Source organism: Lederbergia ruris (assembly GCF_018332955.1).
Classification (GTDB): Bacteria; Bacillota; Bacilli; order Bacillales; family Bacillaceae_C; genus Lederbergia; species Lederbergia ruris.
The window spans coordinates 1-16518 of record NZ_BORB01000060.1 but is presented as its reverse complement, the minus strand read 5'-3'; the positions used below and the strand labels follow the sequence as shown (position 1 = coordinate 16518).

The window sequence follows — 16518 nt, the reverse complement described above, 5'->3', positions numbered from 1 at the left end:
AATGGTCCAACAGGAAGTGTAGTTAATTATTGAGTTGTTAGCAAGTGGCTTTTTCTTTTATGCATAGCCCTATAGGCCATGCATAAAAGAAGTGCCATAACCTACATTTTTAGTTTGCCATAAACATTCATCGTAAGATGAGAGACCTAGAAGGAGCTAAAGGAAGTGAAACAAAAAATGGCCTTTTTAAAGTATTAATTTTGTGGTAGATGCTTTTCCGACTTTAAGGGCCAAAGTAAAAATTTTTCGTAGCTAGTCATAACGAATAACTTTACAGTATTCAATGTAAAGTTATCCGTTAACCCCGACTGGTGCTATTAATCTACTATCTTATAGGGTTTGTTGTTGCTGAAACTTTGTTCTAAATTTTCCTGGAGACATTCCCATTTCTGTTGAAAACACACTAGTAAAATAATGAATCGTGTTGAAACCGGTAGTCTCAGAAATTTCTTTAATGGGCAGAGTGGTATCTGATAGAAGGATGCCCGCCTTTCTAACTCTCTCTCTTTTTACATAGATTGAAAATGACTGACCTAATTCCTCTTGAAAAATCCGAGATAAATGTCTTCCGGAAATATGAAGATAATCCGCTACATCATTCAGTTTCAACGGTTGAGAAAGGTTGTCATTAATATATAGTTTCGCTTGGTAAACTAATGCCGAATAGGGACTGTATTTTTTCTCCTTTTTATAATTGGTTTGATGATCTATAAAATGACCCAAAATACTTGAAAAAAAAGAAGAACATATCCCCTGGAAACTGTCATTTAGTGAAGGGTAAGATCCAGATGCCATAACCAACAGAGAAGTCCAAAGTTTCACTATAGGGGTTTCTACAGCGTTCTTAATAATAAAGGATTTAGTGCCTTCTAAATCAGAAAATAAATCTATAATTTCTTTTTTGGACTTTCTTTTGTTCAATTCAAATCCAACAAAGATAATCTTCAGACCATTTTCGCTTAGAATTTGATGCTGGGTATAGGGACGAGAAAGAAAGATTACCCCCTGTTCTAATGAATATATTTGATTATTATCAATATAATGGCCTTTTCCATCGACAATATAACATAGTTCAAAAAATGAATGTTGATGCGGTTTATTATTGTAATGTTTTGGCCATGCATCCCAATAATGAACTAAAATAGAAGCATTGCTTCCATTAATTGAGACATTCCTCTGGTTGAGTAAAATCGCACCCTCCTTAAACGAATCGGTCCATTCCATTACAATTTCCCCCTTTCATTTATATAAACAATCCCTCTATTTTTGTTTTCATACTAGCATAATTTTTCTCATTGGTATAATAAATGTCTCCATTTTATAAAAATATGACTGAATTCTAAAAAGAATAAGGGGGGGGACTAGCTTATACTCTAGGTAAAGGTATTCCGAAAAAGTTTGTCGAAAATGATAAGTATTAGAAATCATTGATTTCCAAATTTAATTAAAAGATATAGTGAAATTATCGGTTTAGGAATGGATGTGAAAGGTTTTATGAACACATATGCAATTGCTTTTGATGTTGGAGGTTCGTTTATTAAATCTGCAGTTTTAAACCAAGATGGGGAAGTGGTCCCCAATTCATATGCAATTTTCCCCTCAAAATCAAAAGAAAGCAGGGAAAATATTATTAAGCATTTAGTGTTTCTTATAAAGGAACAGGTAAATCGAATTTTAGATATTAATTTTAAAATAACTGGAGTTGGTTATGCATTTCCAGGCCCATTTGATTATGAAAATGGAATAAGTTACATCAAAGATGTTGACAAATTTGAACAGTTATATAATGTAAATCTGCGCCAATTATTATTAAGTAAGCTACGCAAAGATCATTTATTTAAATCAAAAATCCATGATGATTTTCAAATTGTTTTTGAAAATGATGCTAACTTATTTGCCTTAGGTGAACAAATAGCTGGAAATGCTGGCTCATACAAAAAAACCATCTTTATCACGATTGGCACTGGAGCAGGTTCGGCATTTATGGAGAATGGGAAGTTAATTAAAAATAGACATGATGTACCGAAAAATGGATGGATCTACAATCAACCTTTCAAGAATTCAATCGTAGATGATTATATTTCGAAAAGAGGCATCTTACGGCTAGCTAAGAATTTAGACATCACTGTTGCTGGAGATGAGGTCAAAACTTTAGCAGAAATGGCACAAAGCGGTAATCCTAAGGCAAGGGAGGTATTCTATGAATTTGGGAAAAATATAGGAGAAGTATTGAATTCACACATTCTTACTTTTAGGCCTGATGCAATAATATTTGGTGGACAAATAGCAAAAAGTAAAGCTTTGTTTATAGATGGAATTTTTGAAGTGCTTGAAGATAAAACAGTTACTATTGATTGTTCACTTGAAAATTCGTTCCATACATTCATTGGTGTTGCAAATTTATTAAGTCAAGCTGTCCCTAAAAAGTAGTAGTTCCTCTTAGTATGAAAGAATATTCTATGAGGATATCCGTTAATTTGAACAAATAGTTGCTTGAATATAATGGTGCCATTTATAAATAAGTGCGTTCACCCGAAGATTCGCCTTTTTGTTTTCTATTAATAAATGTCCTCATTTTATAAAAATGTGACTGTATTTTATAAAGATTAGCATAATATAACAGTCTATAATAATAGACAAACGAAAGGGATATAAGGAGGTTTTGAAATTTAGGAGTTTTTCATTTTTGTGTTTAAAGTAGATTGGCATGTTCGGTCCTCTTGATAGATAAATTATAAATTTTAAACAGAGAAAGCAGGGAATAAGTTGAGTAACTTTGATCACCATCCAGAAATAGTCGTTTCAAGTTCAAGTAAACATGCATGGGAAGGCTATGGGAAAATTATTGAGGAACTCAATCATCATATAAACAGATTAGAAAAGAAAAAAAAGATCCTTACTATAGATTGTTATCCGGGTGTAAGAATTGAAGAAATAAAGAACAATTTAGTTTCGAAAATTGACTCGAGTTATGATCTGTTTTCCGATGAATTGTATTACTCAAGCCATAGGGTAACGGAAATGCTTCAATACCATTTAACAACTGATAGAGTATTTGGAAGAATGTCACTTCATAACTTCCATGACTTTTTAGATGAAAAGCTTTTAGAAGAGGCGAGAGAAACGATTGAAAGTATTGAAAGTGGATTAATTGTTGTCTATGGGGTTGGTGCCAGTCTAATATACCATCCGGATATCCTTGTTTATGCGGATTTAGCAAGATGGGAAATTCAAAAAAGATACAGCCATAAAGAAATTTCTAATTGGAAGGCTAATAATATGGAGGAAGATCCAGTACGAAAAATAAAAAGAGGATATTTTTTCGAATGGAGAGTTGCTGATCGACATAAAAAAAGACTCTATGAACGAATTGATTATTTATTAGATACAAATTGCAAAAGTCACCCCAAAATGATCACAGGATCAAATTTTTTAAAAGGATTAAGGCAAACGGTCAATCAACCTTTTAGGCTTGTACCTTACTTTGCTCCCGGGGTTTGGGGTGGTCAATGGATGAAGGAAAAATTTGGACTTGATCCATCGGAAGAAAATTATGCATGGAGCTTTAATGGGGTGCCAGAAGAAAATAGTCTCTTTTTAAAATATGGTGAAATTAAAATTGAAACCCCTGCGATTAATGTTGTTTTCAGGCATGCGGCTGAACTACTGGGTGAAGAAGTTTATGGGCGTTTTGGTTCCGAGTTTCCAATTCGGTTTAATTTTTTAGATACTATAGGTGGCCAAAATTTAAGCTTGCAAGTTCATCCTACTATAGAATATGTCCAACAAACGTTTGGCGCTCACTATACACAAGATGAGAGCTACTATGTAATGGAAGCCAAAGAAGATGCCACTGTTTATTTAGGTGTTAAAGAAGGTGTAGACAAGAAAGCAATGGCCATTGATTTAAAAAGCTCAAATGAAACGGGTGTATTCTTTGATGACGAAAGATATATTAATCAATTTCCCGCAAAAAAACATGATCACTTTTTAATACCGGCTGGTACCATTCACTCCCAGGGGAAAAATTCAGTGGTGTTGGAGATTAGTTCTACCCCAAATTATTATACTTTTAAACTGTGGGATTGGGGGAGATTGGGTTTGGATGGTTTACCAAGACCGGTACATTTAGAACACGGTTTCAACAATATCGATTGGGAAAGGAATGAAAGCTGGGCAAAGAATCACGCCATTAACTGTGTTAAAAAGGTAGATGAAGGTGAAGGATGGATTGAGGAAAGAACAGGACTGCATGAAAGGGAGTTTATTGAAACAAGAAGACATTGGTTCTCAAAACCAGTAACCCATTACACAAATGGTGGCGTCAATGTACTTAATCTCATTGAGGGAGAGGAGGCAATAATAGAAAGTCCTCTAAATGAATTTGATCCTTTCATCGTGCATTATGCTGAGACTTTCATTATTCCGGCGAAAATCCGTAGATATTCCATACGACCTTTTGGAAAAAGCAAGGGAAAGGAAATCGCTACAATCAAGGCATATGTTAGAACATAACACTTTTTAGTGAATACAAACGATGACAAATATTTTAATTATATAGAGGGAGGTAATTATGTTAAAGGTAGGAAAAGGATGGAAGTTATATCTCATTCACCATTCTCACACGGACATCGGTTATACGGATAGACAAGAAAAAATTGAGAGGTATCATGTAGATTTTATCAAACAAGCAATAGATATTTTGGAAGGGGCAGAAAACGGTAAGAACAACTATAAGGGCTTTAAATGGACATGTGAAAACTTTTGGCAGGTTGAGAACTTTTTGAGTCATTGTAACGATGAATACAAAGAGAAATTTGAATATTTTGTAAACAAGGGATTAATCGATGTTTCTTTAAATTACTTGAACATGACAGAACTAGTGGATCGTCAAGTTCTCGAAAAAATGCTAGCTAAAGGAAGGGATTATGCCAATAGAAAAAGATTAAGTTTAGATTCAGCTATGACTGCTGATATAAATGGTTTTTCTTGGGGATATTGTGAATCATTATATAAAGCTGGAGTTAGAAATTTATTTTCTTGTTTACATGCACATCATGGAATGCACCCATTATTTAAAAAGCAAATTCCTTTTTGGTGGGAGAGTCCAGAAGGTAATAAGCTATTAGTATGGAATGGTGAGCAATATCATTTGGGCAATGAATTTTTTATCATGCCAAATGCACATACATCTTACCAAATAGAAGACGAATTTGTAAATGACAAACATACAGATCATTTTCACATAGCGGAGAAAAGAATTTATCGCTATATTGAAAATCTTGAAAAGGATCATTACCCATATTCTTATGTACCTGCCATGATCTCAGGATTAATATCTGACAATGCTTCTCCGAATGGAAAAATCATAGAAACAATCAATAAATGGAATCAGAAACATAGTGATAACATCGAAATAGAGTTGATCACCTTAAACGAATTCTTCCGAATACTGAGAAAAGGGAATACTTTAGATATTCCTACCTACTCAGGCGATTGGAATGATTGGTGGGCAGATGGTGTAGGCTCAACCCCGGCACCAACCAAAATTTATAAAGATGCACAAAGAAAATATAATCTTTCTTATAAACTTGACCCGGAAGGGAAATTAGGAAAAAAAGATTGGATTAAAGCGGCGGAACAACAAATGATGATGTATGCAGAACATACATGGGGTTATTCCTCTTCAGTTTCTGAACCGTGGAATACTTTGGTAAATGACCTTGATTACAGAAAGGCGGCATACGCTGTCAATGCCAATCGTCTCGTTTCAAAAAATTTAGATGAAATATTAAGTGAAATGGGAGAGGTCTCTATACAACCGGATAGGGAAAAACTCTATAAAATCATTAATCCGCATGATAACTCAGTAATAGATAAAGTAATAGTGTATATAGAAGGATGGGAGAGTATTGACGGAAAGCGCATTGCTGAGGATATAGAAAAAACGCTGGAAGTCGTAGATCTAGAATCAGGAAATATACTGGAATGTCAGATTGAAATGACTGCCAGAGCCATTGAAATTGAGTTTATTATGGAGTTGGAACCTAGAGAAGAACGCATAGTAAAAGTTAGCAGAAAGAAGAACCCGTCCAAGGTATTAACAATTCAACACCATGCTTATAAAGGCGCAGAAGGTGTTGAGGATATTGCCCCTTATTCAAATAATAAGTTAGGGAACAGTACGCACGGAATTTCTACGCAATTTTATACGATTTTGTTTGATCATGTTCAAGGCATCAAAAGCATCAAAGATAGAAAGAACAATCGAGAATTAGTTCATTCTAACTTTCAATATGCCCCATTTACTGGAATCTATGAAAAAACAGATGTTCAGACTACTCCTTATGAAGAAAGAAGAAGAATGGGACGTAATCGTAAAGGAAGACTTACAAACCGTTATGCTTCAAAACTAAAGAACATTGAATTACTAATAGATGGACCAGTATATGTCTCTATTAAAATGGATTATGAACTGGAAGGAACGAATCTATACAGTTTACTAGTTAAAGTATACAAGGATTTGCCAAAAATCGAATGTAAAGTAAGAATTCATAAGAAATCTGAGTGGGCCCCGGAAAATTTATACATTTCCTTACCTTTTACTTTAGGGAATAATACGGAATTATTTGTCGACAAGACAGGAACGGTATTTCGACCAGCTATTGATCAACTGCCTGGAAGTAATACGGAGTTTTATTTGCTGCAAAATGGTTTGTCCTTTCTCGATAATGATAATAATGCGTTCATTGTTGCTATAAAAGACAGTCCTCTTATAACCTTGGGAACATTAGATCACCACTTAATAGAGCTATGTGGGGAAGGTACTCACTATAAGAATAAAGAGGTAGTTTATTCGTGGGTTATGAACAACTTTTGGGAAACAAATTTTAAAGTAGATTTATCTGGTTTCTATGAATTTGAATATCAGTTATTTTTGGCTACGGATGTAGTAAGCGAAAAACAAGCCATGGTAAAATGCCAAGAATTAAATGAAGGTTTAATTGGGGTTCCAATTTAAAATTTGAGGGGGATATTATGAAATTCAAAAAGTTGATCGTTTTATTGGCAGTTTCAATGATAGCAATTTTAGGGTTGGCTGCCTGTGGTGGTACAGGAACAAGTTCAAAGGCCCAAAATGTTGTAGAAATTCAAACTGATAAAAGTGGTGAAAGCAATAATGCTAAGGGAGCATTGCCCATTATTAAAGAAAAATCAGGATTGGATCTAAAATATGTGCCTACACCGGATTATAGTGCGTATCAAACGAGTATTCAACAGTCTTTATCTACCAAAAAAGCACCAGCATTATTTACATGGTGGACAGGAAGTCAGATGGACAATTTAGTAGAAAATGATTTATTAGAAGATTTGACCGAGGAGTGGGAAAACTACTATATAAAAAATGGTGTTAATGAAGAAATAGCAAAATCACTAACGATTGATGGGAAAATTTATGGTGCCCCACTGAACATTATTTACAACGGGGTATTCTACAATAAGGAAATATTCGCAAAATACAATTTAGAAGAACCGGATACTTTTGATGACTTCATTAAGATATGTGATACTTTGCTTGATAATGGTGTTACACCTATTGGTATAGGAAACACCTGGCAATCATTTGTTTGGCCAATGGCATTAATGGGAAGTATGGATGCTGATTTATACGATGAATGGACCGAAGGTAAAGCTAAATTTACTGATGAAAGAGTAAAAGCTGTTTTTTATAAGTGGTCTGATATGCTCGCTAAAGGGTATTTTTCAGAACAGCAGCAAGATCAAGTGAAGGATTTTGCTACTGGTGAAGTAGCAATGATTTATAATGCTACTAATCTATTGTCCGGTTTCGCTGAAGACTATGGTTTTGTATCGGGAGAAGATATTGACATGTTTACATTGCCAAGTATGGATGATGGTAATAAACCAACCGTTTTCTATGAAGTTGCACCAATTTTAGTAGGGAAGAACAGTAAAGATAAAGAACAGGGTATCAAGATTCTAAGATCTTATTATGATCAAGATGTTCAACAAGCTTATGCAGATGTAAGTGGAATGGCTTCTGTATCTAGTGTTAATTTAAAAGATCCTATTAGTAAACAAATAACAGAAGAAGCAAACGATACAGAAAATTTTAATTTAAAATTAAGGTATTATGAGCAATTTTTGCCTGAAATCATTAATTTGTCAATTGATGAGTATTGGAAAATAGCTGCTGACCCATCGGAAAAACAGGTGGATAGTAGTTTGGAAGCCATACAAGCTGAACAAGATAAACTGAATCCATAATAAAAATGTTCAATAGAATGCACTTGTTCATTAGGAGACAAGTGCATTTCTTCCAAAAAGGGGAGTAGTATGAATGAACAGTAATCAAAGAATAACTCAAAAGATCATTCCCTATTTATATGTATTACCAGCTGCACTGATTGTATTGGTTTTCTTTATTAGTTCTTCCGCATTTACTTTTTATGCTAGTTTTACAGATTGGTCAGGTTTAAATAAATTAGAGTTAATAGGGATAACTAATTATATAGAATTATTTAAAGATGGATACTTTGTACAATCCTTAATTAATACAGTTATCTGGGTATTTGCTGGTTTGATTATACCTGTTTTGATTCCTTTAGTTTTAGCTATATTAATAACTAAAACTAGATTCACGGGTACGTACAAAAATATATTTTATTTACCCAATGCGGTTTCTCCCACTATTGGTGCACTCATTATGACCGCATTATTATCGAATTATGGCATACCAAAAATATTAGGAATGATGGGGTTCGAATCTCTAGATACTTATTGGTTAGGGATACCTTATGTCAATACTTTGGTTATGATTGGTGCTAGTGTATGGCAAGGTATTGGTGTTAATTTAATCCTCTTGGTTGTCGGATTAAATAATATCCCTTCAGAACCGGTTGAAGCCGCACAAATAGATGGTGCTTCTGGTTTTTCTTTATATAGTAAGGTTGTATTTCCTCTGCTAAAGCCTACATTGGTAATTGTTATCTTGATGTCAATCGTTAATAGTTTTAAAACATTCGATATTATTTGGTTGATGACCAATGGAGGGCCATACAGAACCTCGGAAACACTTGCTGTAACCATGTATAAAGAAACATTTGTTAATGGGAACTATGGTTATGGAGCTGCAGTGGCAACCATATTATCTATAATTGTTTTGTTTATTTCATGGTTCTATTTAAAGAAAACATTTGAAGGGGAAGAAAACTAATGGGAACACTAAGAAAATCAAATTCTAAATTACTGAATGTTATTTTAAGTTTAGTTGTATTTTTATGGATATTCCCATTTCTATTTGTCCTATTCAATAGTGTCAAAACAGGTAGTGAATATAATCAAGGCAATTTTTGGGATATCCCGAAAGGTTTTTCTATCATAGAGACAATGGAGTATATCACCTCAAGAATTTCTATTGGATCAGCTTTATTTAATAGTCTTTTCTATGGCATCGTCGGTACATCATTGGCTATCTTTTTTGCAGCACTGGCAGCATATGGTGTGACTAAGTTAGACATTAAAGGGAGATTTTATTGGTTTTTATTGATATATAGTGGAACTGTATTTCCGTTTCAAATGTATTTGGTCCCCGTTTATCGCGGATATATAAGTACTGGCCTGTATGATACAAAAATCGGTATGATTGTATTCTATGCAGCTATCTGTATTCCATTTTGTACTTTTGTATTAAGAAATTTCTTTCAATCGATTAGTAATGAATTAACAGAAGCGGCAAAAATGGATGGTGCAAGTAACTTTAAAATCTTCTATAGCATTTTTTTACCAATGGCCAAAGCTCCGATTTCGGCATTATTTCTGTTCCAGTTTTCATTTATATGGAATGACTTAATATTTGGCTTGACTTTTAGTAAATCGGATACTGTTCGTCCTATTATGCCTTTGCTATCCCAACTTACATCAGCTACCGGAGCAACCTCGAATGTACCGGCTATGTTATTGGCGTGTATTATGGCATCTATACCGACTGTTTTAGTCTATATCATATTGAATAAAAACTTTGAACAAGGATTTATACTTGGCGGAAAATAAACAAGAAGGTGATCGAATGAAAAATGTGCACGTCGTTTTTAAAACTCATTTAGATATAGGATTTACAGATTTAGCTGAAACCGTTTTACAGAGCTATATTCGGGAGTATATTCCTAATTCTATTAATTTGGCTGAAAAATCAGAAGGTAGATTTATTTGGACGACAGGATCTTGGCTTATTTCTTATTTTCTCAAATGTCCAGAAGTACCCGAGTATGAAAAAAATCGTATGCGAAGTGCTATTCAATCTGGATTAATAAGATGGCATGGCCTTCCTGTAACGACGCACACTGAACTTATGGATGAAAAACTTTTTGAATATGGTTTGTCTATTTTTAAAGAGTTGGATAAAGAGTTTCATAAAAAGACTATTGCTTCAAAAATGACAGATGTGCCAGGTCATACGATTGCAATTGTTCCATTGATGGCTAAGACAGGTTTAAAATATTTGCATATTGGAGTCAATGCAAGTTCAGCAATGCCGGCTGTACCAGAAATGTTTGTTTGGAGGGCGAGGGATGGGTCCGAAATCATTGTCCATTACGCTAAAGATTATGGACAAACATTTGAAAGAGACGGCTGGGAAGACATTTTATATTTTGCACATAGTCATGATAATCAGGGACCACCTAAGAGTTTAGAAGAAATAAATCAATTATATGAAACTCTAGCAAAGCAATATCCCGATAGCAATATAATTGCTTCTTCTCTAGATGATTTTGCTAAAGTTGCTTGGGAGAGAAGGTCCGAATTACCAATTATTGAAGAAGAGATTGCTGATAGCTGGATTCATGGAATTGCTTCGGATCCCAAAAAGGTTTCCAACTATAGAAACTTATTATTATTAAGGGATAAATGGCTATTGGAGGAATCTATGACCATTGATAGCCAAGAGTATAAGAACTTTTCGGATTACCTATTGTTGATTGCAGAGCATACTTGGGGTGGTAATGGAAATGTGTTTTTACCCGATTATAGAAACTATCGAATAAAGGATTTTGAAAATGCCAGAGCAAAAGATCGAATCGAAATAAATAAAAATAGATCAACTATGGACTTTGCCGATTTAATGGCGAGTATTAGTACCAATATTAATGATAGATATTATGAGACAAAAAGGTCTTATGCCCTTTATGAGAAATCGTGGCAAGAGCAACGAAATTATATAAATCAAGCCATCTTTGCACTAGAACCGGCTCATCAAAAAGAGGCAATGCAGTTGATCAATAAAAAAGTCAAGATCCTAGATATAATTCCCGAAAGAGGCAAGGAAATTAAAATAGGCAAAGAGTATATAATTGGAGACTTTAGGGTTGTTTTCTCAGAATCTGGTGGTTTAAAACAAATTAGGATAGGTGGTTATGATTTTCTTCAAGGGGATAATCGGTTTGGTGAATTATCGTACGAACGCTTTGATTTTCATAACTATAATAAATATCTTAGTCAATATAGTAGACTAGATCAACAAACAGCTAGTTGGGCTTTAGTAGATTTTGCTAAAAGAGGTATTGAAGCTTATCCTGAAATTCAACATGAAATCATGAAACCAATCATCGAAAAATCTGCACTACAAAAACCAGCGGATCATGTAAATGTGATCTTTGATTTATCCTTTAGAAATAACGCAATGGACTTATGGGGTGTACCGAAAATAGTGCAATTAGTCTATACTTTTAATGCTGAAAAGCATACCATAGATGTTTCATTAAAATGGAAAGACAAAAAAGCTAACAGAATGCCAGAAGCCTATTGGTTTGAAACTACCTTAGATGTATTAAACCCTTATCGTTGGCAAATGCATAAGCTTGGTGAATACCTTTCCCCATATAACGTGCTATCCGGCGGAAATCGTGATATTCATGCCCTTACTGAAAAGGGACTAAAGTACACTGGAACCGAAGGTGAAATCGATATATCAAGTAGGGAAGCACCTCTAGTTTCTTTTGGTCATAGGGGCCTACTTAACTTTGATAATAAACAACGGCCTTTAAACAACGGGATTTTTGTTAACCTTTACAACAATGTTTGGGGTACAAATTTCCCTGCATGGTTTGAAGATGATATGACCTTTCACTTTAATGCAAAGTTTGATATGAATTAACATAAAAAGTTTAAGGCGTTTGGAAAAATCGCAATATCTATATGAATAACAGTATGTGTATTACAAGACTTAACAGTGAACATGAAAAGAAAAATAATATAAGTTTTCAGACAAAATTTAAAACATATTTGTGTGCTGGATGACACAAAAATTTAAAAGTATGGTTCCCTTGATTAGTTATTTTTAAAAAATAATATATTAAACACTGGAGGAATAAACTTTGAAAACTGAATTAAGAAATACTAATATTCAAGATACGCACAATTCCGGTAATGTGATTCGTTTCTCTGCAGAGAACTCTATTTTTTTTGTAAAGCAGGAAGACGTATTAAAGCAAGTGATTTTTGTGCACATTGAGTTAGATGAAAGAATTTCCAATGCAGATTTAATTTTGACTAGTAAATATGGAAAAACAGTTGAGAGAGTAGGTAGAATTGGATCGGGAAAGTCAACATTTGAACTGTACGTGCCTGAGGTAAAAGAACCAACTAGCTATCGCGTCATATTACGATGGGATTCAAACGAAATTGGTGATTCAGTTACAGTTTTACCTGAGAAACATTGGACAATTCATATTGTACAACATTCACACTTAGACATAGGATATACTGATCCCCAATATGAGGTTTTGGATCATCATCTATTATATTTAGATCAAGTGTTGGAACTATGTGATGCAGATAAGGAAGATCCAGATACAAATTTCAAATGGGTTATAGAGGTAACTTGGCCTTTAAAATATTGGTTGAAAAGTCGTCCGAAAAGACAGGTAGAAAAGATGTTAGGCAGAATAAAAGAAGGCCGGATTGAAGTTGCAGGTGCGTATATGAGTATGCATACAGAAGCGTATCATATAGATGAACTTGCACGCACATTTGAAACTGCTCAACAACTACGTGATGAATATGGGATAAAAATAGACACTGTATTGCAGACCGATGTTCCAGGTCATACAAAAGGTTTTTTAAAGTGTTTAACACAAATGGATATTAAATATTTTTCTGTAGCACACAATTATGCGGGACGATCTATTCCACATTTATTACCTGGCGAAAAGTTGCAACGTCCTTTTTATTGGCAGCAAGAAGATGGTCAAAAGGTTCTGGTATGGTATACGGATACGCCACATGGTGTTTATATGGAAGGAAATCGACTAGGGATTGCAGACGGCTATAAAGAAACTTTTCAAAAATTACCAGAATTATTTCAACAACTAAAAGAGGAGAATTATCCTTTAGATACTTTGCATCTTCGAGTTCAGGGTTCATATTGGGATAATGCGGGGCCAAGCATAACTCCATCAATGGTTGCTAAACAATGGAATGCAAAATGGGCTTTTCCTAAATTGATAACCTCGACAAACAAGCAGTTCTTTGAAACGATTGAATCTAAAGAAAACATTAGTATACCTACTTTTAAAGGTGATTGGAGCGACTGGTGGGCTGATGGCATTGGTCAAGGTGCATACGCAAATGGGATAAATCGCCGGTCTCACCATTTGTTAAGGTCAGCCGAGACATTTCATTCTATAGCGGCTATGCACGATAATCATTATGTTTACCCTAAGGAAGGTCTTCAAAAAGCATTTGAAAACATGGTTCTATTTGATGAGCATACGTGGGGTGCTTGGAACCCTTGGGATAAAACATTATCAAATAATACTTCAGGAGAAATACAATGGAATATCAAAAAGGGATTTGCTTTGAATGCCTATAATCTAAGTTTAACAGAATACAGAAGAGCGCAAAATTTATTAATTAATAGTTTAGAATGCGAGTATGACAAAAAAAGTAGCACTATAGTAGTATATAATCCCGAGTCGTTTATGAGAACTGACAAGGTAACTGTTTTTATTCCGCTTGGCAAAATTGATGTTAGAAAACCTTTTACAATCATTGATCAAGATAATGGAGAAAGGATTCCTTTTTCTACAGATTTACGTATAGAAAGCACTCCAAAACCTCGAGGGGCATTTGTTACATTTATCTCAGAAGACATTCCTTCTCTTGGATTTAAAACGTATAATATTTTTGAAATAGCTGAAAAAGAAGAGCAAAATGAAGATTTAATAAACAAAGAATCTAATGTTTTAGAAAATAACTTTTACAAGATAGTGTTCGATCAAGAAACGGGCGGAATAACGAGTATAATGGACAAAGAAATTAATCAGGAAATCGTAAACTCTAAATCATCCTTTCAATTAAATCAGTATGTTTACGATCGCTATACCACAGCTCCACGTTTTAACCATTTATCATCCCGTGTAACCGGCGATTCGAATACTCTTGGGAAACGAAGTACGGCAAGCCTTGCAAAAGTTGAGCAAGTTAAGTCGAACTCAGTTTATCAAAAAATGAAAATTACCTTACATGCACCAGGTTGTGAGTGGATTGTGCAGGAAGTGACACTATACAAAAATCTAAAAAGGATAGACATTGTTAACCGATTGATGAAAACTGAAACAGAAGAAAAAGAAGCAGTTTATATCCCTTTTCCATTTAAAGTAGCAGGTGGAAAAGTAAGATACGAAACAACGGGTGATTACGTATCACCTAATGATCCTCACGTACCAGGTTCATGTCATTATATGAAGGCCATTCAGCACTGGCTATCTGTTAGTAATTCAGACTATACAGTTTTATGGGGAACAATGGAAGCGCCATTAATTCAACTGGAAAATATTCATATACCTTATGCACCTTTTGAAAAAACCCTTCCATTAAATGAAGCCCAGACAATATATTCTTATGCTCTACACAACATTTGGGATACGAATTTTCCTAATAAGCAAGGAGGAGAGATTGAGTTTCATTATAGTATTTCAAGCCATTCTGGTGCTTTTAAGCCAATTGAGGCATATAAGTTTGGCACTCAAGTTCAAAATCCAATCTCAGGAATAACAGTTCCGTATAAAATACAAAATAAAGGGGACTCTTTTGTTACTTGTGATAGAAATAATATCCAGATTCTAAACATTAGAAAATTAGAAGGAAATCGATTTAGTATTCGCATTCAGGAAATAAGTGGTAAAGATACGATTGTTACTCTTGGTTTTGGTCAGGTGAAAATAGATAGCGCCTATACTTCTAATATTGCAAACGGTAATTTATTAAAGATAAAAAATAATGAGGCTAATGTAACCGCTAAAGTTAATAAAAATGATATACAAACAATTATTATTGATATAAGAAATGACTGATTCTCTAAAGAATTGCTTTAACTAGAAAAATGCTTGGGTCTAACCACATTGCTGTCCGATAAGTCCCTAAAATGGAACAAGTGGAGAAAAACGGGTCGTTTTTCTCCACTTGTTTTTCAATTGTAACCGTCAAGTAGTTTTGAAGTTTAAATGATAATCTGAGAATCCCAAAAAATGTTGCTCCATTGGGGATCCGGCATTGCCTGATAGACACGTTTAGGCTCCGTTTTAGGAATCCCATATTTCTTACGATGTTCTTTAACATAACTCTTCACTGTGCTATTTCCAACGTAAATCTGGATATCTCTCTTTCAACCAATCATGAACCTGTGACGCAGAAAGGCCAGGGTGCTCATCAAACGAAGATGATCGGAGCCAACTTATACAACGCTCTAATTGTTTTTTATTAAAATAACTAGAGCGTTGGGTTGCAGCAAAGGTAAACTAACATTCCATATTAGTATTATCAATTTTTCTATATTCTCCAGGTGTTATTCCTTCATACTTTTTAAAGAAACGAATATAACTATTTACATTGTTATATCCTATTTGTGCCGCTATTTCTCTGATAGTATAGTTACTATTCGTTAACAATATTTTACTTTCTGTTAAACGTCTTCGCGTTAAATATTCAACAATAGTTATTCCCACGTTTTGTTTAAAAATTCTACTAAGATATGAGGGATTTAAGTTGACTAGTTCAGCTATTTGATCAACTGAAATGTCATCTTTATAATGTTTATTTATAAAGTTCAACACAATATCTATATTGGACGTATTGTTCTTATTTTTTTCTTTGGAAATATACGATGTGATTTTAGTTAAAACAAAAACCATCCATTCATGAATCGAATCAATTGTTTCCTTCTTAGCTATTTCTTGATAAATCATGTAATCCTTACCTGTATTTGGCAAGTAAAAAATGTATGAAATGGCATTTAAAAATGCATGCCACTTGTCGCCTCCAATTATTGCTGTATTAATGATTCTTTATAACTAAAACTCTCACCGTTAAAAAGTAGTAAATGTGAATGATGAATAAGTCGATCAATCACAGCCTCTGTTAATATTGGATCCCCAAAAACATGATTCCATTGTCCAAATTGAAGGTTGGTAGTAATCACCAAGCTTTTGTTTTCATAAC

The 16518-nt window shown here is 34.1% G+C and carries 11 protein-coding genes; 8 read left to right on the top strand and 3 right to left on the bottom strand.

From position 1 onward, the window contains the following. Positions 1 to 330: 330 nt before the first annotated feature. Positions 331 to 1224 carry a helix-turn-helix domain-containing protein gene (locus tag KI363_RS20395; protein ID WP_212967474.1) on the bottom strand — a complete coding sequence of 298 codons (894 nt, stop codon included), beginning with the start codon at positions 1222 to 1224 and terminating at the stop codon, positions 331 to 333. Between the two features lie 270 nt (positions 1225 to 1494). Here KI363_RS20395 and KI363_RS20390 point away from each other — a divergent pair, with 270 nt between their 5' ends. The 8 genes from KI363_RS20390 (at position 1495) to KI363_RS20355 (ending at position 15374) form a co-directional block, all read left to right on the top strand. Beyond that, a complete protein-coding gene (locus KI363_RS20390; protein WP_212967473.1) occupies positions 1495 to 2430 on the top strand; it encodes an ROK family protein in 936 nt (311 codons plus the stop codon). A gap of 336 nt (positions 2431 to 2766) precedes the next feature. Beyond that, complete coding sequence (locus KI363_RS20385) at positions 2767 to 4515, top strand: class I mannose-6-phosphate isomerase (RefSeq protein ID WP_212967472.1); 1749 nt, start codon at positions 2767 to 2769, stop codon at positions 4513 to 4515. Between the two features lie 58 nt (positions 4516 to 4573). After that, a complete protein-coding gene (locus tag KI363_RS20380; RefSeq protein WP_212967471.1) occupies positions 4574 to 7021 on the top strand; it encodes a glycoside hydrolase family 38 N-terminal domain-containing protein in 2448 nt (815 codons plus the stop codon). 17 nt (positions 7022 to 7038) lie between these two features. Then, on the top strand, positions 7039 to 8289 hold the full coding sequence (locus KI363_RS20375; protein WP_212967470.1) for an ABC transporter substrate-binding protein: 1251 nt from the start codon (positions 7039 to 7041) through the stop codon (positions 8287 to 8289). 73 nt (positions 8290 to 8362) lie between these two features. Further along, positions 8363 to 9238 (top strand): carbohydrate ABC transporter permease, encoded by an 876-nt coding sequence (locus tag KI363_RS20370; protein ID WP_212967469.1) that lies wholly within the window; start codon positions 8363 to 8365, stop codon positions 9236 to 9238. Then, positions 9238 to 10074 carry a carbohydrate ABC transporter permease gene (locus KI363_RS20365; protein ID WP_212967468.1) on the top strand — a complete coding sequence of 279 codons (837 nt, stop codon included), beginning with the start codon at positions 9238 to 9240 and terminating at the stop codon, positions 10072 to 10074. The genes KI363_RS20370 and KI363_RS20365 overlap by 1 nt, the downstream gene beginning before the upstream one ends. Positions 10075 to 10090: 16 nt before the next feature. After that, positions 10091 to 12175 carry a DUF5054 domain-containing protein gene (locus tag KI363_RS20360; RefSeq protein ID WP_212967467.1) on the top strand — a complete coding sequence of 695 codons (2085 nt, stop codon included), beginning with the start codon at positions 10091 to 10093 and terminating at the stop codon, positions 12173 to 12175. A 220-nt stretch (positions 12176 to 12395) separates the two neighbouring features. Then, a complete protein-coding gene (locus tag KI363_RS20355) occupies positions 12396 to 15374 on the top strand; it encodes a glycoside hydrolase family 38 N-terminal domain-containing protein (RefSeq protein WP_212967466.1) in 2979 nt (992 codons plus the stop codon). Between the two features lie 444 nt (positions 15375 to 15818). On the opposite strand, the gene KI363_RS20350 is transcribed toward KI363_RS20355, so the two are convergent. After that, on the bottom strand, positions 15819 to 16265 hold the full coding sequence (locus tag KI363_RS20350) for a helix-turn-helix transcriptional regulator (RefSeq protein ID WP_212967465.1): 447 nt from the start codon (positions 16263 to 16265) through the stop codon (positions 15819 to 15821). A gap of 77 nt (positions 16266 to 16342) precedes the next feature. Further along, positions 16343 to 16518 (bottom strand): ATP-binding protein (locus tag KI363_RS20345; protein ID WP_212967475.1); only part of this gene is annotated, 176 nt, incomplete at its 5' end.